21 protein-coding genes are annotated in these 22,249 nt (G+C 58.6%); 18 read left to right on the top strand and 3 right to left on the bottom strand.

What is annotated here, in order from left to right; genetic code table 11:
- Positions 1-464: 464 nt before the first annotated feature.
- The 13 genes from ACJ8J5_RS05230 to uspE all read left to right on the top strand — a co-directional run bounded on the left by ACJ8J5_RS05230 (position 465) and on the right by uspE (position 13,575).
- Positions 465-1,718 carry an ABC transporter substrate-binding protein gene (locus ACJ8J5_RS05230; RefSeq protein WP_414104463.1) on the top strand — a complete coding sequence of 418 codons (1,254 nt, stop codon included), beginning with the start codon at positions 465-467 and terminating at the stop codon, positions 1,716-1,718.
- A 78-nt stretch (positions 1,719-1,796) separates the two neighbouring features.
- A complete protein-coding gene (locus tag ACJ8J5_RS05225) occupies positions 1,797-2,738 on the top strand; it encodes a carbohydrate ABC transporter permease (RefSeq protein ID WP_025302955.1) in 942 nt (313 codons plus the stop codon).
- A gap of 10 nt (positions 2,739-2,748) precedes the next feature.
- Positions 2,749-3,567 carry a carbohydrate ABC transporter permease gene (locus tag ACJ8J5_RS05220; protein ID WP_004938251.1) on the top strand — a complete coding sequence of 273 codons (819 nt, stop codon included), beginning with the start codon at positions 2,749-2,751 and terminating at the stop codon, positions 3,565-3,567.
- A gap of 21 nt (positions 3,568-3,588) precedes the next feature.
- Positions 3,589-4,701: an ABC transporter ATP-binding protein gene (locus tag ACJ8J5_RS05215; RefSeq protein ID WP_025302956.1), complete on the top strand. Its 1,113-nt coding sequence runs from the start codon at positions 3,589-3,591 to the stop codon at positions 4,699-4,701.
- 19 nt (positions 4,702-4,720) lie between these two features.
- Positions 4,721-6,004: a Gfo/Idh/MocA family protein gene (locus tag ACJ8J5_RS05210; RefSeq protein ID WP_025302957.1), complete on the top strand. Its 1,284-nt coding sequence runs from the start codon at positions 4,721-4,723 to the stop codon at positions 6,002-6,004.
- Between the two features lie 18 nt (positions 6,005-6,022).
- A complete protein-coding gene (locus ACJ8J5_RS05205; RefSeq protein ID WP_049275861.1) occupies positions 6,023-6,928 on the top strand; it encodes an ROK family protein in 906 nt (301 codons plus the stop codon).
- Between the two features lie 332 nt (positions 6,929-7,260).
- Entirely contained in the window at positions 7,261-8,031 is a 771-nt protein-coding gene (gene agaR / locus ACJ8J5_RS05200; protein ID WP_025302959.1) for a transcriptional repressor AgaR, read from the top strand.
- 26 nt (positions 8,032-8,057) lie between these two features.
- Positions 8,058-9,224 (top strand): SIS domain-containing protein, encoded by a 1,167-nt coding sequence (locus ACJ8J5_RS05195; RefSeq protein WP_043144075.1) that lies wholly within the window; start codon positions 8,058-8,060, stop codon positions 9,222-9,224.
- 9 nt (positions 9,225-9,233) lie between these two features.
- Entirely contained in the window at positions 9,234-10,088 is an 855-nt protein-coding gene (locus tag ACJ8J5_RS05190) for a tagatose bisphosphate family class II aldolase (RefSeq protein WP_025302961.1), read from the top strand.
- A gap of 306 nt (positions 10,089-10,394) precedes the next feature.
- Positions 10,395-10,706, top strand: coding sequence for a hypothetical protein (locus ACJ8J5_RS05185; protein WP_173890650.1), 312 nt, complete (start codon positions 10,395-10,397; stop codon positions 10,704-10,706).
- 219 nt (positions 10,707-10,925) lie between these two features.
- The gene (ogt, locus tag ACJ8J5_RS05180) at positions 10,926-11,450 is read left to right on the top strand and encodes a methylated-DNA--[protein]-cysteine S-methyltransferase (protein ID WP_025302963.1); all 525 of its coding nucleotides are present in this window, start codon (positions 10,926-10,928) and stop codon (positions 11,448-11,450) included.
- 271 nt (positions 11,451-11,721) lie between these two features.
- Complete coding sequence (locus tag ACJ8J5_RS05175) at positions 11,722-12,486, top strand: FNR family transcription factor (protein ID WP_004938278.1); 765 nt, start codon at positions 11,722-11,724, stop codon at positions 12,484-12,486.
- A gap of 126 nt (positions 12,487-12,612) precedes the next feature.
- Positions 12,613-13,575, top strand: a complete 963-nt coding sequence (uspE, locus tag ACJ8J5_RS05170; protein WP_004938281.1) for a universal stress protein UspE — start codon at positions 12,613-12,615, stop codon at positions 13,573-13,575.
- Between the two features lie 57 nt (positions 13,576-13,632).
- On the opposite strand, the gene pntB is transcribed toward uspE, so the two are convergent.
- On the bottom strand, positions 13,633-15,027 hold the full coding sequence (gene pntB / locus ACJ8J5_RS05165; protein WP_089180957.1) for a Re/Si-specific NAD(P)(+) transhydrogenase subunit beta: 1,395 nt from the start codon (positions 15,025-15,027) through the stop codon (positions 13,633-13,635).
- Between the two features lie 10 nt (positions 15,028-15,037).
- Complete coding sequence (gene pntA, locus ACJ8J5_RS05160) at positions 15,038-16,567, bottom strand: Re/Si-specific NAD(P)(+) transhydrogenase subunit alpha (RefSeq protein ID WP_089195928.1); 1,530 nt, start codon at positions 16,565-16,567, stop codon at positions 15,038-15,040.
- Positions 16,568-17,104: 537 nt separating this feature from the next.
- On the opposite strand from pntA, the gene ydgH reads away from it, so the two are divergent.
- The 4 genes from ydgH to ACJ8J5_RS05140 all read left to right on the top strand — a co-directional run bounded on the left by ydgH (position 17,105) and on the right by ACJ8J5_RS05140 (position 20,826).
- A complete protein-coding gene (gene ydgH, locus ACJ8J5_RS05155) occupies positions 17,105-18,055 on the top strand; it encodes a DUF1471 family protein YdgH (protein WP_004938291.1) in 951 nt (316 codons plus the stop codon).
- A 244-nt stretch (positions 18,056-18,299) separates the two neighbouring features.
- On the top strand, positions 18,300-19,691 hold the full coding sequence (locus ACJ8J5_RS05150) for an amino acid permease (RefSeq protein ID WP_414104461.1): 1,392 nt from the start codon (positions 18,300-18,302) through the stop codon (positions 19,689-19,691).
- A gap of 220 nt (positions 19,692-19,911) precedes the next feature.
- Positions 19,912-20,397: a hypothetical protein gene (locus tag ACJ8J5_RS05145; RefSeq protein WP_060433148.1), complete on the top strand. Its 486-nt coding sequence runs from the start codon at positions 19,912-19,914 to the stop codon at positions 20,395-20,397.
- 33 nt (positions 20,398-20,430) lie between these two features.
- On the top strand, positions 20,431-20,826 hold the full coding sequence (locus ACJ8J5_RS05140) for a pyridoxamine 5'-phosphate oxidase family protein (protein WP_025302969.1): 396 nt from the start codon (positions 20,431-20,433) through the stop codon (positions 20,824-20,826).
- Between the two features lie 99 nt (positions 20,827-20,925).
- Here the strand turns inward: ACJ8J5_RS05140 and ACJ8J5_RS05135 are convergent, their stop codons facing one another.
- Positions 20,926-21,336, bottom strand: a complete 411-nt coding sequence (locus ACJ8J5_RS05135) for a hypothetical protein (protein WP_025302970.1) — start codon at positions 21,334-21,336, stop codon at positions 20,926-20,928.
- 184 nt (positions 21,337-21,520) lie between these two features.
- Between ACJ8J5_RS05135 and folM the strand changes: the two genes are divergently transcribed.
- Entirely contained in the window at positions 21,521-22,243 is a 723-nt protein-coding gene (gene folM / locus ACJ8J5_RS05130; protein ID WP_025302971.1) for a dihydromonapterin reductase, read from the top strand.
- Positions 22,244-22,249 lie beyond the last annotated feature (6 nt).

The following is a 22,249-nucleotide window of genomic DNA, read 5'->3' as shown; positions in this document are numbered from 1 at the left end:
ATAATCGGCCCTCTTTATTTTGGATAAATCAATATTGTGAAATCCAGGCTAACGTCTTTTATCGCCACAGACAATAGCCGGCAATAAAAAACGTTCCTGCACCCTCCTCTGACAGCCACAGCAAGATTTTTTTGTTTATTTGCATCACAAAAATGAAAGAAGCAGAAGCTTGCACAATAAAAATGTTTTTAATCCCCATTATGGTGCAAGGGTTATCAGTTATTCCTATGTCTGCGAAGGCCGCTAAATGCCGCGCCACCGGGGAAAAAACCCGTCAAAAGGTTAACAAATTGTGAATAAACACACCTTTCACTTGGCCGTCAAAGCCTTTTGATTTTAACAACAATGAAACATTCACACCCCTTTTTTGGGCATCCGGGGGTGTATTGACACATTGAAAGTTAAGGGATAGAAAGAATTTACGTTGCGAAAAACGCTATTCGTCGCTCACCGAGGGGAAAGCAATGTCACCAATAAAAAATACCGGCCGCCTGCTGGCGCACTCTATTCTTGCCAGTGCAATATTATTACCCACGCTGCTCCACGCCGCAGATAAAATAACATTACGCTATGCCGTTTGGGACAGAAACCAATTACCCGCCGAACAGGAGATTGCTAAGCGATTTGAGCAGGCCAACCCGGATATAAAAATAGAAATAGAATTAACCCCCTCGGCGCAATATTTCGTTAAATTAGATTCCGCTGCCGCCGGCGGCGTGGCGCCGGATATATTCTGGATTAATATGCCTTATTTTGTGCAGTACGCCAAAAACGGCATTATGGAGCCGCTGGCGCCCTATATTAAGGACAGCGGCCTTAAGCTGGACGACGTGGTCGCCAGCTCGGTGAAAGCCTACCAGTATGGCGGCCAACAGATGGCCATCCCGCGCGACGTCGATTCCATCGCCGTGTGGTACAACAAAAAACTGTTCGATCAGGCCGGCGTCAGCTACCCCACCAGCGACTGGAGCTGGGACGATCTGAAAAGCAAGGCTACCGCGCTGAAAAACGGGCTGAAAGGCACGGCCTTCCCGCTGGTGATGGATCTCAGCATCGACGGCCAGGACAGCTACATGAACCTGCTGTTCCAAAACGGCAATCACATCGTGCCGAAAGACGGCCAGCCCACCGACATCGCCAATGACAAATCCCTCTGGGTCTACCAGCAGCTGCAGGGCATGATGAAAGACGGCCTGATGCCAAGCGCCCAGCAGATGAGCGAAGTCAAAACCGAGAACATCTTCCAGTCCAACCGCGCCGCGATGGTCTATGCCGGCTCCTGGCTGGCGGCACCGTTCGCCAATAACCCGCTGATCAACGACCACATCGGCGTGGTGATGATGCCGAAAATTGAACGCCAGTCCGGCGTGGCGCACAGCCTGGCCTTCGCCATGTCGGCCAAAAGCGCCCATAAGCAGGCCGCCTGGAAATATATCGCCTTCATGAGCAGCGAAGCCTCGCAGGCGGAGCTGGCCAAGGTGGTGATCCCGGCCAACAAGACGGCGGCCAAGGTCTGGGCGCAGCAGATTCAGAAAGTCGACGTTTCGCCTTATATCCAGACCCTTGAAGTGACCCAGGCTTACCCCACCGCCGGCACCAATACGCCGAAGTGGCAGAACATGTGGATAGCCAGCCTGAAGAAGATCTTTATGGGCGCGGACGCTAAGCAGGAAATGGACAAATCGGTCAAGAAGATCGCGCGCGTCATGGAGCAGTAATCGCCCCGCCGCGGCGCGCAGCCCCGAGCGCGCGCCGCGGTGGACCCACGATGAACGTCATAGGTGAGGAATGGCAACATGTCGCTGGCAGAAACGGCTACGGTCACCCTGAAACCATCCCGGCGCACCGCCCGCCCCGCGCTCAATCGGCTCGAACGCGCCGAACGCTTCTGGGGCTGGGTGATGATCCTGCCGCTGTTGTTGGGGGTGACGGTGTTTTACCTGATCCCCTTTTTGCAAAACATTTTTTACAGCTTTACCGATCTGAACCAGTTCATGCGCTGGAGCAGCATCAGCGTCGATAACTATCTCAACCTGTTCGAAGACGACGACTTCTACACCGCCGCCGCCAACACCTTGTTCTACGTGGTGGTGTGCGTGCCGATCAGCCTGAGCCTGTCGCTGCTGCTGGCGATCGGCCTCAATCAGAACATCCGCGGCAAAGGCCTGCTGCGCACCCTGCTGTTCCTGCCGGCGGTCACCATGCCTGCGGCGGTGGCCATGGTGTGGCAATGGCTGTTCAACAAGGATTTCGGCCTGATCAACCAGGCGCTGGGCCTGCTGCACATTGCGCCGGTCGCCTGGCTGTCCGATCCGGACGTGGTGCGCATCAGCGTGTCCATCATCATCATCTGGTCGTCGCTGGCGCTGAAGATCATCATTTTGCTGGCCGGGCTGCAGAGCATTCCGCGCCAGCTGTACGAGGCGGCGGATATCGACGGCATCGGCACCCTGCGCCGCTTCTTCTGCATCACGTTGCCGATGATGGTACCGACGCTGTTTTTCGTGTCGGTGATGAGCTTTATCGAGATCCTGCAAATCTTCGACGTGGTGTTCCTGATGTTCGACCGCGCGCTGGTGGAAAACGACGTGATGACCGTCACCAACCTGTTCTACAAGTACGCGTTTTACCTGCAGGAAAAAGGCTACGCTTCCGCCATCACCGTGGTGCTGTTCGCCGTCACGCTGGTGATCACCCTGATTCAAATGGCGATCGGCAAGCGCCTGAAAGTCAGCTGAGGAGCTGCACATGAACGCAAGCAAGAAAACGCTGGTGTACCTGTTTATGGGGCTGGCGGCGCTGGCCTCGGTGGTGCCCTTTATCTGGATGCTGGTGACCTCGCTGAAAACCCAGGCCGAGAGCATTCAGATCCCGCTGACGCTGCTGCCGGCGCACCCTAGCCTGCAGGCCTACGGTCGGGTGATGCACGAAATCCCGTTCGCCGGCTTTTACCTCAACTCGCTGCTGGCGACTTTCTTCACCGTCACCCTGCAGATGGCGATCGCTACCCTTGCCGCCTATGGCTTCTCGCGCCTGCATTTTCGCGGCCGTGACGCGGTGTTTCTGGTATGCGTGTCGATCCTGATGGTGCCCGGTCAGGCATTTCTGATCCCGCAATTCCTGGTGGTACAGAAGCTGGGGCTGGTCAACAGCATCACCGGGTTGGTGCTGCCGGGCATTTTCAGCGTTTACGCCACCTTCCTGCTGCGCCAGTTCTTCCTGGCGGTACCGAAGGAAATGGAAGAAGCGGCTTTGATCGACGGCTACAGCTACTTCGCCATCTTCTGGCGCATCATGCTGCCGCTGATCCGGCCAGGCATTATCGCCTGCGTCATCATCAATGGCCTGTGGAGCTGGAACAACCTGATGTGGCCGCTGATCGTCAATACCACCACCGAGAAGCTGACGCTGCCGGTTGGCCTCGCCTCTCTCTCCAGCCGCGCCGGGGTGGAATACCCGTTGCTGATGGCCGGGGCGCTGATGGCGGTGATCCCGATGTTGATGCTGTTCATTATTTTCCAACGCTATTTCATCCAGGGCATCGCCAGCGCCGGGGTGAAAGGCTAACGCGCAGACAAGGTAAACGACATGGCCGGAATTCAGTTAAACAGCGTTAAAAAAGTCTACCCCAACGGTTTCCACGCGCTGCACGGCGTCGATCTGGAAATTGAAGACGGGGAATTTATGGTGTTCGTCGGCCCGTCCGGCTGCGCTAAGTCTACCCTGCTGCGGATGATCGCCGGGCTGGAGAGCGTCAGCGAGGGGCAGATCCTGATCCACGATCGCTGCGTCAACGACAGCATGCCGAAGGATCGCGGCATCGCCATGGTGTTCCAGAACTATGCGCTGTACCCGCACATGACGGTGTACAAGAACATGGCGTTCGGCCTGATCGGCAAAGAGAGCAAGGCCGAGATCGACCGCCGGGTGCGCGACGCGGCGGAAAAACTGGAGATCACCAACCTGCTGCAGCGCAAGCCGGGCCAGCTTTCCGGCGGCCAGTGCCAGCGGGTGGCGGTCGGCCGAGCCATCGTGCGCAAGCCCAAGGTGTTCCTGTTCGATGAGCCGCTGTCCAACCTCGACGCCAAGCTGCGAGTGTCGATGCGTGTACAGCTGATCGAACTGCACAACCAGCTGAAGCAGGAAGGCGCCGCCGCCACCATGGTGTACGTCACCCACGATCAGGTCGAAGCGATGACCATGGGCGATCGCATTTGCGTGATGAATCGCGGCGCCATCATGCAGGTGGATAAACCGATCAATCTGTACCACCACCCCGCCAACCGTTTCGTCGCCGAGTTTATCGGCAGCCCGTCGATGAATTTGCACGATCTGGCGATCGTGCGCGACGGCCAAACGGTGCGGCTGCGTATCGGCCTGCAGCACCAGCTCGATCTGCCGCCGGCGCTGCAACGGCAGTTGGCCGACTACCCGCATGCGCGGGTGTGTCTCGGCATCCGGCCGGAGTCCCTGCGGCTGTGTGCGCCCGGCAGCGCCAACTGTTTCCCGGCGCAGATCGTCACCATCGAGCGCATGGGCAACGAAGAGTTGCTGCACTGCGAACTGGCTGACCTGCGCTTCGTGCTGCGCATGGCGTCGCTGCCGGACTGGGAGCCGCGCCTCGGCGAAAGCATTCATCTGGCATTCGATCTGACGCGCGCGCATTTGTTCGACGAGCTCAGCGGCCAAAACCTCAAATAACAACAGCGGAGTATCAGCAATGTCGTCAACACAACCCAACAACGTTGCCCAGCGCCCGGTGCGGGTGCTGGTCGTCGGCGCCGGTGCGCGCGGTGAAATCTACTCGCGCTATGCGCTGGCGCACCCCGATTTGATGCAGGTGGTGGCGGTGGCGGAACCGCGCGATGCCTACCGCGAGCCGTTCGTGGTGCAGCACGCCATCGCGCCGGAAAACGTCTTCACCGACTGGCGCCAGGCCGCCGACGCCGGCAAGCTGGCCGACGCGGTGCTGATCTGCACTCAGGATCAGATGCACCTAGAGCCGGCGCTGGCCTTCGCCCGTCAGGGCTACGCCATGCTGCTGGAAAAACCGCTGTCGCCGGACGCCGACGAGTGCCGGGCCATCGTCGCAGAGGTCGTGCGCCAAAAGCTGATCTTCTCAGTCGGCCACGTACTGCGCTATACCCGCTATACCCAAAAGCTCAAACAGCTGCTGCGCGATGGCGCGATCGGCGACATCGTCAGCCTGCAACACTTAGAACCGGTTGGCTACTGGCATCAGGCGCACTCCTTCGTGCGCGGCAACTGGCGCAACGATCAACAGGCCGCGTTTATGCTGTTGCAGAAATCCTGCCACGACATCGACTGGATCCGCTACGTGATGGAACAGCCCTGCGAACAGGTCAGCTCCTTCGGCAACCTGCACCACTTCCACCAGGAAAACCAACCGGCCGGCGCGGCGGACAACTGCCTGGATTGTGCGGTGGAGGCAGCCTGTCCCTATTCCGCCAAACGCATCTATCTGGGCGACGACCACAAGGCCACGCCCGGTTTTCTGCGGGTGCTGACGCCGGAACCCGACCAGACGACGCTGCGGGCGGCGCTGCGCGACGGGCCCTACGGCCGCTGCGTCTACCGCTGCGACAATAACGTGGTCGACCATCAGGTGGTCAACATGCAGTTCGCCGGCGGCCGCACTGCGTCGTTCACCATGACGGCCTTCACTCGCCACGAAGATCGCCACACCCGCATCTTCGGCAGCCGCGGCTGCCTGGAAGGCGACGGCCGCCATATCCGCATCACCTCGTTCCTCGACGACGGCGAAACGCATTACGACACCGACGCCGGCCAGGATCTGCACGCGATGGGTGGCCACGGCGGCGGCGACTACTACCTGATGCAGCACTTTATCGCGGCCATTCGCGCCAACGATCCGAGCCAGGTGCTGGCCGGCCCGGCCGAAGCGCTGGAGAGCCACCTGATGGTGTTCGCCGCCGAACGCGCACGCCGTGAAGCGGCGGTGATCGCCCTGAACGGAGCCTGAAGCATGGCCACGACAGAGATGCGTTACGGCTTCGACATCGGCGGCACCAAGATTGAAATGGCCGCTTACGATCGCCGGCTCAATCAGGTGTTGATCCAGCGGGTGCGCACCCCTACCAGAGATTACGGCGAATTCGTGGCCTGCATCGCCGGGCTGGTCGAGCAGGCGGATCGCGAACTGCATACGCGCGGCAGCATCGGCATCGGTTTACCGGGGATCACCGATCCCGTCAGCCGCCGCCAGCTGGCGGTCAACGTGCCCTGCCTGACCGGGCATTGCCTGGCGGATGATTTAACGCGGGCGCTGGCGCGGCCGATCGCCATCGAGAACGATTGCCGCTGTTTCGCGCTGTCGGAAGCCAGTACGCCGCAAACCGCACACCTGCCGCTGGTGTTCGGCGCCATCATCGGCACCGGCGCCGGCGGTGGCCTGGTGGTGAACCGGCAACTGCATAAGGGACGCAGCGGCGTGGCGGGTGAATGGGGCCATATGCCGATCTCGGCCCAGTTGGCGCAGCGTTACGATCTGCCGCTGTTCGGCTGCAACTGTGGGCTGACCGGCTGCTTTGAGCGCTACGTCTCCGGCAGCGGACTGCTGGCGCTGAGCCGCCATTTCGCCCATCCGGCCGCCGACGTGCCAGCGCTGGTCGCCAGCTATCGTGCCGGTGATGCGCTCGCGCATCGGCTGATGACGATTTACGTCGACATTCTGGCCAGCGCGCTGGCCGGCTTACAGCTGCTGCTGGATGTTGATGCCTTCGTGCTGGGCGGTGGATTGTCCAACGTCGGCGAGCTTTACCGGCTGTTGCCGCCGGTGATGCGGCGCTGGCTGCTGCCGGGCGTGGAACCGGCGGCGGTGTTCCCGCCGGTGCACGGTGACAGCAGCGGCGTACGCGGCGCGGCGCTTTTACGCGCGCCGGCATAAAAAAACAGTGAAAGCCTGGCGGTTGTCGAGCGATCGTTGCGGCTTTCGGCCTCGACGGGCTGAATAATTAAATGCCGGGAATTGGCGACTGAAAAATAACGAATTTGCCGTTTTCACTTTGCGTTAACACCGCTTTCGGTTGGCATTAAACTGAAAGCAAAATTAAATATAACCACCTGATAGATATAGATATTTTAAAATTAATCGATTGCATTTCAGTGTTTCGTTTGCTGTAATTCGCCACGAACAACTGAAAGCGCTCCGGTCGGTATCGCTGCGGCTTATTAAGCCGCGGTCGGGCACGGCTACAGGTAAATCAGGAGTCTGCGTTAATGATCAATACCGCAAAACGCCGGGAATTAATTATCGACCAGCTGTGCCGCGAGGGCACGGTGCGCGTGGAGCAGCTCAGCCAGCAGTTTTCGGTGTCCAGCGTCACCATCCGCAGCGATCTGCGCCAGCTGGAAAAACACGGCTGCGCGGTGCGCGCCTACGGCGGCGCTATGTTGAACAAACAGTTCGCCTTCGACCGCCCATTGCAGGACAAGGGCCGCCTCAATCGCGACGTAAAACACGTCATCGCCTGTGCGGCCGCGGCGCTGATTGAAGACGGCGATGCCGTCATCCTCGACTCCGGCTCCACCACCAGCCAGATGGCGCCGCAGTTGGCGGGGAAAAAGGATCTGGTGGTGATGACCAACGCGCTCAACATCGCCTTCGAATTAGCCAGCAACGAGCAGATCGATCTGATGGTGGTCGGGGGCAGCGTGCGCCGCAAAGCCTGGTCGCTTTACGGCCCTGCCGCCGAACAGCAGCTGCGCCAATACCGGTTCGACAAGCTGTTTCTCGGCGTCGACGGTTTCGATCTCACGAGCGGCATCACCACGCCGGATCCGGGCGAAGCGCAGCTGAACCGCGTGATGTGCGAGGTGGCGCGTGAAGTGATCGCCATCGCCGACGCCAGCAAATTCGGCCGCACCAGTTTTTGCATGATCCGCGAAATCGGTCAGATCCACCGTCTGGTCACCGACAGCCGCATTCCGGCGCACTACCTGCAGGCGCTGCACCATTTAGGGATCGACGTGATTATCGCCGACCGTTAACCGAGGCTTTTTAAGGAGCTGTCATCATGAACGCGTATTTCTCTTACGAGGCGGATTGGCTGAAGCAGCGCAACGCCTGGCACACCGCCGCAGAAATTTGGCAACAGCCGGATCTGTGGGCAGCGCTGCACCGGCAGCTGCAGGATCAACAGGCGCAGTGGCAGCCGTTCCTGGCGCCGCTGCTGGCCAATCCGCGCCTGCAGATCGTCCTGTGCGGCGCCGGCAGTTCGGCATTTGCCGGCCGTGCCCTGGCGCCCTGGCTGCGCGAACGCACCGGCCGCGACGTGGTAGCCTACGGCACCACCGATATCGTCGCCAACCCGCTGCAGTATCTCGACCCTGATCGGCCGACGCTGCTGGTCTCTTTCGCCCGCTCGGGCAACAGCCCCGAAAGCGTGGCGACGGTGGAGCTGGCCGACCAGCTGCTGCCGGAAAGCTATCACCTGATGCTAGTGTGCAACCCGGACAGCCGGCTGGCTCAGTACGCGCATCGGCGTGACAACGTCTGTTCGTTGGTGATGCCGCAAGGTTCCAACGATCAGAGCTTCGCCATGACCTCCAGCTTCAGCTGCATGATGCTGAGCGCCGCGCTGCTGCTCGGCCCAACGTCGCTCGAGGCCGCCCAAGCACCGCTGAGTGCCATGGTGCAGCGCTGCCGAGAACTGCGTGAAACGCTGCAGGCGCAGGTGAAAGCGCTGGCCGCCAGCGGCTTCCGCCGCTACATCACCCTCGGCGGCAGCTGCTTTACCGGCCTCGCCGAAGAGGCCTCACTTAAGATGCTGGAGCTGACCGCCGGCCGCATCGTTACACGCTACGACTCGCCGCTCGGCCTGCGCCACGGCCCGAAATTCATGGTCGACGGCCAGACGTTGGTGGTGCTGATGTTCTCCCACGACGACTACGCCCGCCAGTATGACCGCGATCTGTGGAACGAGCTGCAGCGCGACGGGCTGGCGATGCAGTTGGTCGGATTGACCGGCGAACGCCAACCCCTGTCCGACGCTCTGCTGAATATGCACGACGCGGCTGACGATATCTGGCTGCTGTTCCCGTATCTGCTGTTCACCCAGATGCTGGCCTTCGAGAGTTCGCTGGCGCTGGGGCTGACCCCGGACAACCCTTGCCCGACCGGCGAGGTCAACCGGGTGGTGAAAGGCGTGACGATTTACCGTTTTCCCTCCCCTGAGTTGTAAGGAGATCCCATGTATCTGATAGCCAATCGAGAAATGCTGCTCAAGGCACAGCGCCAGGGTTACGCCGTTCCGGCGTTTAACGTCCACAATCTGGAAACCGTGCAGGTGGTGGCGGAGACCGCCGCCGAGCTGCGCTCACCGGTGATCATGGCCGGCACGCCCGGCACCTTCAGCTACGCCGGCACCGACTACCTGATCGGCATTTGCCAATCGGCCGCGCACCGCTACGATTTGCCGCTGGCGCTGCATCTGGATCATCACGAAGAGCTGGACGACATCGAGCACAAGGTGAAAAGTGGTATCCGCTCGGTGATGATCGACGGTTCCCATCTGCCGTTCGAGCAGAACATCGCCAAGGTGGCCGCCGCAGTGGCCCTGTGCCACCGCTATGGCGCCAGCGTGGAGGCGGAGCTGGGCCGCCTGGGCGGGCAGGAAGACGATCTGATCGTCGATACCGCGGACAGCTTCTATACCGACCCGATGGCGGCACGCGAGTTTGTCGCCGCCACCGGCATCGATTCGCTGGCGGTGGCGATCGGTTCCGCCCACGGCCTGTATCACGGTGAGCCGAAGCTGGACTTCGAGCGCCTGGCGCTGATCCGCGAACAGGTGGACGTGCCCCTGGTGCTGCACGGCGCCTCCGGCATTCCGGAAGCGATGGTCAAGCGCGCGATTTCGCTCGGCGTCTGCAAAGTCAACGTCGCTACCGAACTGAAAATCGCCTTCGCCGATGCGGTAAAAAGCTACTTTTCGCAGCACCCGGATGCTAACGATCCGCGCAAATACATCGTCCCCGGCAAGCTGGCGATGAAAGAAGTGGTGGCGGAAAAGATCCGCATCTGCGGCAGCAGTGGCATGCTGTAAGCCCGCTCTCGCCCCCGGTTCCTGCCGTTACACCACGGGGGCGAAAACATCCCGCCATTCCCCGCTTTCCTGAGAGAACGATCACAGCCTTTTACCCTGCCCGCACCGGAAACCATTAACCGGTCTTCACTATGATCCAAATCATGGTTTTGCTCACCCTACCTCCCTATTATCAAATCCATTGGATGAAGGCAGTAGGAATTTTGCCCATTCGTTTTTATTTCGCCACACGAAATAGCTTATTTAATAAAAACAAGCATGCTTGTTTTTAATTGGCAGCATTCTTTACTCTAAGAGGAACAGCGTATGAACCATTACTTAGCCGTATTAAGCGCATTGGTCATTCTGCCCTTCGCTCTGCAAGCAAAACCGCTTTCCGGAAGCCAGGTCGCCTCCGGCGTCGTGCGCTTCACCGGCGCCATTACTACGCCAACCTGCGCCATCACACATCAGGATGAACAGCTTATCTCCAACTGTTTCGGCAAAGTGACGGAATATCAGAACGGGTATATTTCTTCTTCGTTAAAAGAGATGCCAAAAGAATTAGTCTCTGCCGTCACCAGTGAAATGGTGAATAACAATCCCTATTTAAAGCGTGTGACCATCAGCTATAAGTAACCCCAATGTGTCAATGCTTGATGAAATAATAAACAAGAAACAACTTGTCTTGATAACTTATAAATTTATTTTATAAATTCGTCGAACAATGACTCCCTGGCTTCCCCTGAGCCGCCTATTTGGGTAACCCTGCGGTTGCCCATCAACATGTCCGAAATCCGCCATCGTCTCCCTCCGTTTCATGCGATAATCCCCACACTAAACCGAGGAGTGATCCAGATGCAGACTTTTTTGATTGATCGTACCGCTACGCCGGTGGGTGAACTGGTGCTGATTGCCGATGAACAGGGGCGCCTGCGGGCGATTGACTGGACCGATCACGAAGCGCGCCTCATGAAGCTGCTGAATACCCACTACCGCGCCGATCGCTTCACCCTGCGCGAACAGCGCGATCCCAGCGGGCTGACCGACGCCATGCAGCGCTATTTCGCCGGTGAACTGAGCATTATCGATCGGTTGCCGGTGATGACTGCCGGCACCGAGTTCCAACGCACCGTGTGGCAACAGCTGCGCCAAATCCCCTGCGGCGAGATCCTGACCTACGGCCAACTGGCGCAACGCATCGGCCGTCCGACCGCCTCGCGCGCGGTCGGCATGGCCAACGGTTCAAATCCGATCAGCATCGTGGTGCCCTGCCACCGAGTGATCGGTTCGCAGGGCGCGCTGACCGGCTATGCCGGCGGCGTACAACGCAAGCAGTGGCTGCTGCAGCACGAAGGCTACCTGCCGAAAAATTTGCTGTAGCCACCTATCCAGCGCCATTGTTTGGCGCTGCTTAATAAAACACATTGCTCTACGCCGCGCGCGTGACCACTTGGGTACTATTAATAGCTTGTGTGAATAAAACGCATAAGTCACAAATAATACTCATAACTTCAGTCCCATACAGAATAATCGGCGGCATGTGTGCGCAAAATTCGCACACAATACCCCTATTCATGCTAATGCCACCCTTATCAGCTGCAGCAAAAGATGTTAAAATTGACTCATATCAATTATTGAATGAGCGTAATCTATGATCCCGGAAAAACGCGTGATTCGTCGTATCCAGTCTGGTGGTTGTGCGATCCATTGCCAGGACTGCAGCATCAGCCAGCTGTGCATTCCTTTCACCCTTAATGCTCACGAGCTGGACCAGCTCGACAACATTATCGAGAGGAAAAAGCCCATCCAGAAAGGCCAGACCCTGTTCAAGGCCGGCGACGAGCTGAAATCGCTGTACGCGATCCGTTCCGGGACCATCAAAAGCTACACCATCACCGAGCAAGGCGACGAGCAAATCACCGGTTTCCACCTGGCGGGTGACCTGGTGGGCTTCGATGCCATCGGCGGCCTGAAGCACCCGAGCTTCGCCCAGGCGCTGGAAACCTCGATGGTGTGCGAGATCCCGTTCGAGACCCTCGACGATCTGTCCGGCAAAATGCCCAACCTGCGTCAGCAGATCATGCGGCTGATGAGCGGCGAGATCAAAGGCGATCAGGACATGATCCTGCTACTGTCGAAGAAAAACGCCGAAGAGCGCCTGGCGGCGTTCGTTTACAACCTGTCGCGCCGCTTCGCGGAGCGCGGTTTCTCACCACGCGAGTTCCGGTTGACCATGACCCGCGGCGACATCGGCAACTACCTCGGCCTGACGGTGGAAACCATCAGCCGCCTGCTGGGCCGCTTCCAGAAAAGCGAAATCCTCAGCGTGAAAGGCAAATACATCACCATCGAAAATGCCGACGCCCTGTCGGTGCTGGCCGGAACGCCACGTATCAACGTGACCGTCAACGCCTAATTCCCCTGCCGGATCAACATTTCACCGAAATTGTTGATCCGGCACGCTTCTGTTGTTGTTCTGTTTTTCAATGTTGGGTTACTCTGTAAATTAACAGACTGTTGATTTCAGCTGTAAGGAGGCCCTATGGCGAAGTATCAGAATCTTCTGGTGGCTATTGACCCCAATCAGGACGATCAGCCGGCATTGCGCCGCGCCGTGTACCTGGTAAAACGGAACGGCGGGCGCATCAAAGCCTTCCTACCCATTTACGACTTCTCTTACGAAATGACGACCCTGCTCTCCCCGGACGAAAGAACGGCGATGCGGCAAGGTGTGATCAGCCAACGCGCCGCCTGGATCAACGAGCAGTGTCGTTTCTATCTCAACGACGGCGTGCCGATCGAAATCAAAGTGGTCTGGCATAACCGCCCCTTCGAAGCCATCATTCAGGAAGTGCTTTCTGGCCAACATGACCTGCTGCTGAAAATGGCGCACCAGCACGACCGGTTGGAGTCGGTGATCTTTACCCCCACCGACTGGCACCTGCTGCGCAAATGCCCTTGCCCGGTGTGGATGGTGAAAGACCAGCCCTGGCCGGAAGGCGGCAAAGCGCTGGTGGCGGTCAACCTGGCCAGCGAAGAACCCTATCACGACCCGCTCAATATCAAACTGGTGCAAGAAACCGTCGAACTGGCGCAAAACGTCAACCAGACCGAGGTTCACCTGGTCGGCGCCTATCCCGTCACGCCGATCAACATCGCCATCGAACTGCCCGACTTCGACCCGAGCGTCTACAACGACGCCATTCGCGGCCAGCACCTGATCGCCATGAAAGCGCTGCGGCAGAAATTCTGCATTAAGGAAGAGTTCACCCACGTAGAAAAAGGCCTGCCGGAAGAGGTGATCCCCGATCTGGCCGAACACCTGCAGGCCGGCGTGGTGGTGCTGGGCACCTTGGGCCGCACAGGCATTTCAGCCGCCTTTATCGGCAACACCGCGGAACATGTGATCGATCATCTGAAATGCGACCTGCTGGTGATTAAACCGGAAAACTTCAACTGCCCGATCGAGGCGGATGAAGACGACGAACACGACGACGAAGATTAAGCTTCGCGCATAAAAAACGGGCCGCTAAGCGGCCCGTTTTTCTTTGGTTGCCCAATTTTACTTCTGCAACGCCCGCAGAATCGCTTCCACGCTGTCTTTGGCGTCGCCAAACAGCATCTGAGTGTTCTCCTTGAAGAACAGCGGGTTTTGCACGCCGGCGTAGCCGGTGTTCATCGACCGTTTGAACGCGATCACGTTCTGCGCTTTCCACACTTCCAGTACCGGCATGCCAGCGATCGGGCTGCGCGGATCTTCCAGCGCCGCCGGGTTCACCGTGTCGTTGGCGCCGATCACCAGCACGGTGTCGGTATCCGGGAAATCTTCGTTGATTTCATCCATCTCCAGCACCACATCGTACGGCACCTTCGCCTCCGCCAGCAGCACGTTCATGTGGCCCGGCAAGCGCCCGGCGACCGGGTGAATACCGAAACGGACCTTCACGCCGCGCGCCCGCAGTTTCTCGGTGATTTCCGCCACCGGATATTGCGCCTGTGCCACCGCCATGCCGTAACCCGGGGTGATGATCACCGAGGTGGAGTTCTTCAACTGCTCGGCCACCTCTTCCGCCGTGGTTTCACGGTATTCGCCCATCTCTTCGGCATCGCCGGTGGATGAACCGTCACTGCCGAAACCGCCGGCGATCACGCTGATAAACGAACGGTTCATCGCCTTACACATGATGTAAGACAGGATAGCCCCCGAAGAGCCCACCAGCGCGCCGGTGACGATCAGCAGATCGTTGCTCAGCATGAAGCCCGCCGCGGCCGCGGCCCACCCTGAGTAAGAGTTGAGCATCGACACCACCACCGGCATGTCGGCGCCGCCGATCGAGGCAACCAGATGCCAGCCGAACGCCAGCGCGATCGCCGTCATCAGCAGCAGCGTCACCACCTGCCAGCCCACGCTGTCGGCGCGCACGAACGCCACCAGCAGCAAGAACGAGATCACCAGCGCCGCCAGGTTCAGCTTGTGGCGATTCGGCAGCATCAGCGGCTTGGAAGAGATGATGCCGCGCAGCTTACCGAAGGCGACGATCGACCCGGTGAAGGTCACCGCACCGATAAAGATGCCGAGGAACACTTCGGTCAGATGGATATTCGCCATCACCGGTTCCATCGGCGCGCCGTGATCCAGGTAGCTATTGAAACCGACCAGCACCGCGGCCAGGCCAACGAAGCTGTGCAGCACCGCCACCAGTTCCGGCATTTCGGTCATCTCGACCTTCTTCGCCAGATAGACGCCGATCGAACCGCCGATGATCATGGCGATGATGATCCAGCCGACGTTGCCGGAATCCGGCCCCAGAATGGTGGCGAGCAGCGCGATCGCCATACCGGCGACGCCGAACAGGTTGCCCTGCTTCGACGTTTCATGACGCGACAGGCCCGCCAGGCTGAAAATAAACAAAATAGCGGCAACAATGTATGCAGCTGTAACCAATCCTCCAGACATTTGTTACCCCTTAGTTCTTGCGGAACATCTTCAGCATGCGCTGAGTGACGGTGAATCCACCAAAAATGTTGATGCTGGCGATCAGCACGGCGATAAAGGAGAGGAAACTCACCCAGCCGCCGTGGCCAATTTGCAGCAGCGCACCGACCACGATAATCCCTGATATCGCGTTGGTGACCGACATCAACGGAGTATGCAGCGCATGGCTGACGTTCCAGACCACGTAGTAACCGACCACGCAGGCCAGCGCGAACACGGTAAAGTGCGACAAGAACTCTTTCGGCGCCGCGTCCGCCAGCCAGCCGAACAGCAGGATCGCCAGGGCCATCAGGCCGTACTTCAGCCACGGCGAGGTCGGTTTGGCTTCGGGTTTGGCGACCGGTGCAGCGGCAGGTGCCGCTTTCGGCTGGGCGGAGACCTGGATTGGCGGCGCTGGCCAGGTGACTTCACCGCTGCGCACCACGGTAACGCCGCGGATCACCGTATCGTCGAAATCGATGTCGATCTCGCCGTTTTTCTCTTTCGATAGCAGCTTCAACAGGTTGACCAGGTTGGTGCCGTACAGCTGCGAAGATTGGGTCGGCAAGCGGCTCGGCAGGTCGGTATAGCCGATGATTTTCACGCCGTTGCCGGTCACGGTAATGGTGTCGGCCACGGTCAGTTCGCAGTTGCCGCCGGTTTGCGCCGCCAGATCGACGATCACGCTACCCGGCTTCATCGACGCCACCATCTCTTTGGTGATGAGCTTCGGTGCCGGTTTGCCTGGGATCAGCGCGGTGGTGACGATGATATCAACCTCCGCCGCCTGTGCGGCAAACAGCGCCATCTCGGCCTTGATAAAGGCTTCGGACATCACTTTGGCGTAACCGTCGCCGCTGCCCGCTTCCTCTTCAAAATCCAGCTCGAGGAATTCCGCGCCCATGCTCTGCACCTGCTCTTTCACTTCCGGGCGGGTGTCGAAGGCGCGCACGATGGCGCCGAGGCTGCCCGCAGCGCCGATCGCCGCCAGGCCGGCCACGCCGGCGCCGATGATCATCACCTTAGCCGGCGGCACTTTGCCGGCGGCGGTGATCTGGCCGGTGAAGAAGCGGCCGAACTCATGCGCCGCTTCGACGATCGCGCGGTAGCCGGCGATGTTGGCCATCGAGCTCAGCGCATCCATCGACTGGGCGCGCGAGATGCGCGGCACCGAATCCATCGCCAGCGCGGTGACGTTGCGCGCCGCCAGCTTGGCCATCAGCTCGGGGTTTTGCGCCGGCCAGATAAAGCTGACCAGCGTGCTGCCTTCGCGCATCAAGGCGATCTCGTCGTCTTGCGGCGCGTTGACTTTCAGGATCAGATCCGACTGCCACACTTCGTTTTCGTCGACCAGCGCCGCACCGGCGGCTTCGTAGGCGACGTCGTCAAAACTGGCCAGTTTGCCCGCCCCGCGTTCAATCGCGACGGTAAAACCCAGCTTCAGCAGTTGTTCCACCGTTTTCGGCGTGGCTGCGACCCGGGCTTCATTGGCCAACCGCTCTCTTGGTACACCAATACGCATAATGTTCCCTTCTCACCTGTCTTGGATGATGTTTATTATTTTCCTGCCCATAGCACGACGCCACCGGCGAGCAAGGCGTTAACTTGCCCGCACTGATTTCAGACGCCAACTATAACCTACTGAAAATAAGGTCGATGATCCATAATTGCTTACGCATTCAGCTCTGTTTTTACATAAAAATGCCGCGCGTGATATGACAAATCGCAATTTACTGTGAAAAAATCCATACAGAACAGCACATTCTGCGTGACAAGAGGTTTACGCCCGGCGTAACGATTGATGGCCACGCGCGGCGAAAAAGCATAAAAGTTATCATTTTGTGAATAATTAACATTAATGACACCAAAGCCTTTATTATGGAAACTTATGATGATGGCGCCCTCCGTGCGGCCCGCGTCACCGTCACCGATTTGTCGCACGGGATAACATAAAATGCTGAGACAGTTTTCAGAATTACATGTAATAATCGACGGCTGAATTACACTTAAACAGTTCAGTACGTTATAAACGTTAATGCGCTAGGCGAAAGGATTTTTTATGAAGCTGAAGACCACGATCATCGCGTCAGCCTTGTTATCACTCACCGCGCTGTCTGCTCATGCGGCGCAAGAGTTAACTCCTGAGAAAGCAGCGGCGCTGAAGCCGTTTGATCGCATCACGATTACCGGCCGCTTCAATGCCATCAATGAAGCCGTCGACGCCGTATCCCGCCGTGCAGACAAACTGGGTGCCGATTCCTTCTATATCCAGGACAGCAACAACAGCAACAACGGCGGCAACTGGCGCGTCACCGCAGACCTTTATCATAAAGATGCGCCAGAAGTGAGCAAAACACCAAAATACCGCGTATTTAACGGCGTGAACGAACTGCCTAAAGAGGAAGCCTATCTGCTGGAGCCTTACGATACCGTGAGCGTCAGCGGTTTCTACCGCAGCCAGCCGGACATCAACGACGCCATCTCCAAAGAAGCGAAGAAAAAAGGCGCTGCATCCTTCTTCATCGTGCGCCAGGTTGACGCCAACTCCGGCGGTAACCAGTTCGTCACCGCCTACATCTATAAGGCCGATGCGCCAAAACGCCGCGTGCAGAGCCCGGATGCCATTCCGGCCGATTCTGACGCCGGCCGCGCCGCGCTGGCCGCCGGTGGCGCCGCTGCCGCGAAAGTCGAAATCCCTGGCGTCGCGTCTTCCGGTTCGCCAAGCCGCGAAGTGGGCCGTTTCTTCGAAACCCAGTCCTCTACCGGCCAACGCTATACCGTCACGCTGCCTAACGGCACCAAGATCCAGGAAGTGAACAACGTGACCGCCGCGCAGATGGTGCCGTTCGATTCCGTCACCTTCACCGGCCACTTCAACAGCATGACCGACGTGTCCACCGAAGTGGCGAAACGCGCGGCCGAGAAAGGCGCCAAGTACTACCACGTTACCCGTCAGTGGCAGAACAAGAGCGGCGGCAACCTGACCGTCAGCGCCGATCTGTTCAAATAAAACCCGCTTTTCGGTTTACCATCGGGCAGCCCTTGAGCTGCCCGTTTTTATTGCCGTTCTTTTCGCCACTCGTTGAATAGTTTTTTGTAAATTCCGCATATTCAATCATTGCATCTCTAATCATCCCTCCGTAGAATTTGCGCCAATTTTTAGGGCTATTGTCTATTCGCGCAGTGGTTGTTAACACATTGTTGCCGCCAAGCAGTTCCCTTCCAGTTGTTTATTCTGCGTTCAGGATCCGTCATTGGAAAAAAAACTCGGTCTTACCGCGCTAACCGCTTTGGTGCTCAGCTCGATGCTGGGCGCCGGCGTGTTCAGTCTGCCGCAAAACATGGCGCAGGTCGCCAGCCCCGCCGCGTTGCTGCTGGGTTGGGGGATCACCGGCGTCGGCATTCTGTTTTTGGCGTTCGCCATGCTGTTGCTTACGCGTCTGCGCCCGGATCTGGACGGCGGCATCTTCACCTACGCCAAAGAAGGATTCGGCGAGCTGATGGGCTTCTGCTCCGCCTGGGGTTACTGGCTGTGCGCCGTGATCGCCAACGTCTCGTATCTGGTGATCGTGTTTGCGGCGCTGAGTATTTTCACCGATCGCGGCGGCAACGTGATTCTCGGTGACGGCAATACCTGGCAGGCGCTGATCGCCGAATCCGCCCTGCTGTGGATCGTGCACGCGTTGGTACTGCGCGGCGTGCAAACTGCCGCCAGCATTAACCTGGCGGCCACCCTCGCCAAGCTGCTGCCATTGGGGATGTTCGCCGTTTTGGCGGCGATCGCCTTCAAAATGGACGTGTTCACGCTGGATTTCAAAGGTATCGCCCTCGGCAAGCCGGTGTGGGAACAGGTCAAGGACACCATGCTGATCACCCTGTGGGTGTTTATCGGCGTGGAAGGCGCCGTGGTGGTTTCTGCTCGCGCCCGCAATAAGAAAGACGTGGGCCGCGCCACCATGCTGGCAGTGCTGTCGGCGCTGGCGGTGTACCTGATGGTCACCTTGCTGTCGCTGGGCGTGGTGCCACGCAGCGAACTGGCCGACATGCGCAATCCGTCGATGGCGGTGCTGATGGTGGAACTGATTGGCCCGTGGGGAGACGTGATCATCGCCGCCGGTCTTATCATCTCCGTGTGCGGCGCCTACCTCAGCTGGACCATCATGGCGGCGGAAGTGCCGCTGCTGGCCGCACAGCACGGCGCGTTTCCGCGCGTGTTCGGCAAGCAGAACCGCCATCACGCCCCAGCGTCTTCGCTGTGGCTGACCAACATCGCGGTGCAGCTGGCGCTGGTGCTGATCTGGCTGACCGGTAGCAACTACAACTCGCTGTTGACCATCGCGTCGGAAATGATCCTGGTGCCTTACTTCCTGGTCGGCGCATTTCTGTTCAAGGTGGCTTACCGCCGCCGCGACAAACGCCTGATCTTCGCCGCCACCGGCGCCTGCGTCTATGGTTTATGGCTGCTGTACGCTTCCGGCCTGATGCACCTGCTGATGTCGGTGCTGCTGTATGCGCCGGGCCTGTTGGTGTTCATGTACGCCCGCCGCGGCCATCAGGATATCAATCTGCTGAATCGCCTGGAAAAAGGCAGTATCTTACTGCTGTTGGTGGCCACGCTGCCCGCCGCCTGGTTTATGCTGCACTAAAGTGCCCCGTCAATGCGGCTGCCCGTCAGCCGCATTTTGCTTCCTCTTTTCCCTGCTACCACGCTCCCCCCCTTTGCACAGTCAGCCATGCGCCACGCTTGCGATCTCAAATGCAATTAATTATCATTATCATTTATTGATTAATTAATGGTAGACGCGAGTGCCCCTGGCGAGAGGCGTCAGGCGGCGGATGAAGACAGGCTAAAATGGAAGGCATTTCATGGCTGAGAAACTGCTGCACGCATTACCTTTGTTTGCCGCCTGGGAGGCGCTGATCGCCGAGGGCAACACGGCGTTTAATCAGCGGCACGATCGCCAGGCGATGACCAGCTATCAACAGGCGCTGGAGGGGGCTCAGGCGATCATCGCCGAGAAGCCTTGGCTGAATGCGGACTATACCGCCAGATTTGAAGCGCTGAATATTTTCGAGTCTGCCCTTGCCGCGCTGATCGTCACGTTCAACAACATCACCCATCTGCGCCTGCGGCAGAAGCCTCTGCGCGGCGTCGAGCTGCATGTTCATCGGGCCCGAGTCGCTATCGAGCAACTCTTGGCCGATTCGTCGCTGTGCGAACAGATGCAGCAGATCGCTGAGCGGCACCTGCTGCGCTTCAGGATTGAAACCCTGCACTTACTGCGCGAGCACCGTCTGCCGGAAACCAGCATCTGCGCGCCCGCTACCCACCATTCCGCCACCGTGCATTAACAGTGACACATCAACCTGAGGGGTAATCTGCCCATGAATGAATTGAATGACGAGATGAAGAAGATGCTGGCTAAACAGCTGCCAGTGCAGGCAACCAGCAGCCCGAGCGGCGTGCCCGATATCGGCCCCAAGCGTTCTCTGCGCCTCTATGATGACCGTACACTGATTTACAACGAAAATACCGGTGGCCAAACGCTGCAAAACATCAAGGAAGGCTCGAAAATGGCCGTTGTGGTCATCGACCGTGAGGCACTGGACGGCTACCGCTTCGTTGGTACACCCGAACTGTTTCTGACGGGCAAACCGTTTGACGAGGCGCTGGCATTTGCAGAAAAAAACGGGATGAATCCGCCGAAATACGCGGTGTTAATACATATAGACAGTATTTACACCCTGCGTTCCGGTCCCAATGCCGGGACCCGACTTTAGACAGCACGCGTCACGCGGCGTGAGATTTCACGTTCATGGTTAGGCGATCGCAGCAGGTCAATTGCCTAACCATGAACGGGCGGCCGGGTTGATTCCCGGTCAGCTTTTAGGGGGAATGGTGACGGTCATTCGCTCACCCACCAGGGCGATCGCAATGCCTTCCGCGCACTCTTTTTGAATGGCCGCCAGCTGTTGCGCCTCCAGCGCATAGGGCAGCTGAATATCAAATACCGTCAGGCCCTGCTGCTGCGCCAGGTCAATCAGGCGCACGATATTGGTTTCATCGCTAACCTGCGTTGACACCACCTGCAGCGCCAGCTCTTTCAACTGCTCTTTGCGCGTTTGTGACGTGGTCACGCGCGATTTCAACACCATGCCGAAGATCGGCATCACACCATAAATAGCATCAACAAAGCGCCAGTGCTTCCTGCACGATGCGGACAGAAAATCCATGTAGTCAAAACAGATTTTCTCACTGCGCGCGATGGATGCAAGGTGATTGCTGTTCATCCCCTCATTCCTCTCATGGCCAGTGTTAACCCGTGGTCTTTCAAGCCGCCGCCGGACGGCAACCTGAAATGCATTGGGGATCTTACATCCAGAAATGGATAATCATGCGAAGCTTTAACGACTTTCCGCCGTATGATGGCATAATTCCCCTATTGTTTGCCAGTCTGTCCAGGAGCTTTAATCAATGGAACACCCCAACTCTGCCCCGGTGCTGATTACCGGCGGCGCGCGGCGCATAGGGCTGGCGCTCGCCAGAGCGTTTCTCCAGCGCGGCGTTCCGGTCATTATCGCCTATCGCAGCGAATATCCGGCGATGGCCGAGTTGCAGGCCTTGGGCGCCCGCTGCATTCAGGGCGACTTTGCCACACATGAAGGTATCTACCGTTTCGCCGACCAGGTGCGGCAAGTGGCGCCCAAGCTGCGCGCGATGATCCACAACGCCAGCGCCTGGCAGGCCGAGTCACCGGAGGTGCCGCCGGAACAGGTAATGGCAGCAATGCTGCAAATTCACGTTTACACGCCCTATTTGCTCAACCAGCTGCTCGAATCCTGTCTGACCGGCCAGGGCCAGGCTGGCGCCGACATTATCCATCTCACCGACTACGTGGTGGAAAAAGGCAGCGACAAGCATATCGCCTACGCCGCCAGCAAGGCTGCGCTGGACAATATGACTCGTTCGTTTGCCCGCAAGCTGGCGCCGGAGGTCAAGGTCAACGCCATCGCGCCGGCGCTGATCATCTTCAATCCGGGCGACGACGAAGCCTATCGCCAGCAGGCGCTGGCGAAATCGCTGATGAAGGTCGCGCCCGGCGAAAGTGAAGTGGTCAATCTGGTGAACTACCTGCTGGAAAGCCGCTACGTCACCGGCCGCACCCACGGCGTCGACGGCGGCCGGCCGCTGCGCTGACGCCAA

Source organism: Serratia sp. CY43202 (assembly GCF_052168755.1).
Classification (GTDB): Bacteria; Pseudomonadota; Gammaproteobacteria; order Enterobacterales; family Enterobacteriaceae; genus Serratia; species Serratia bockelmannii.
This window is presented reverse-complemented; position numbering and strand designations above follow the sequence as displayed.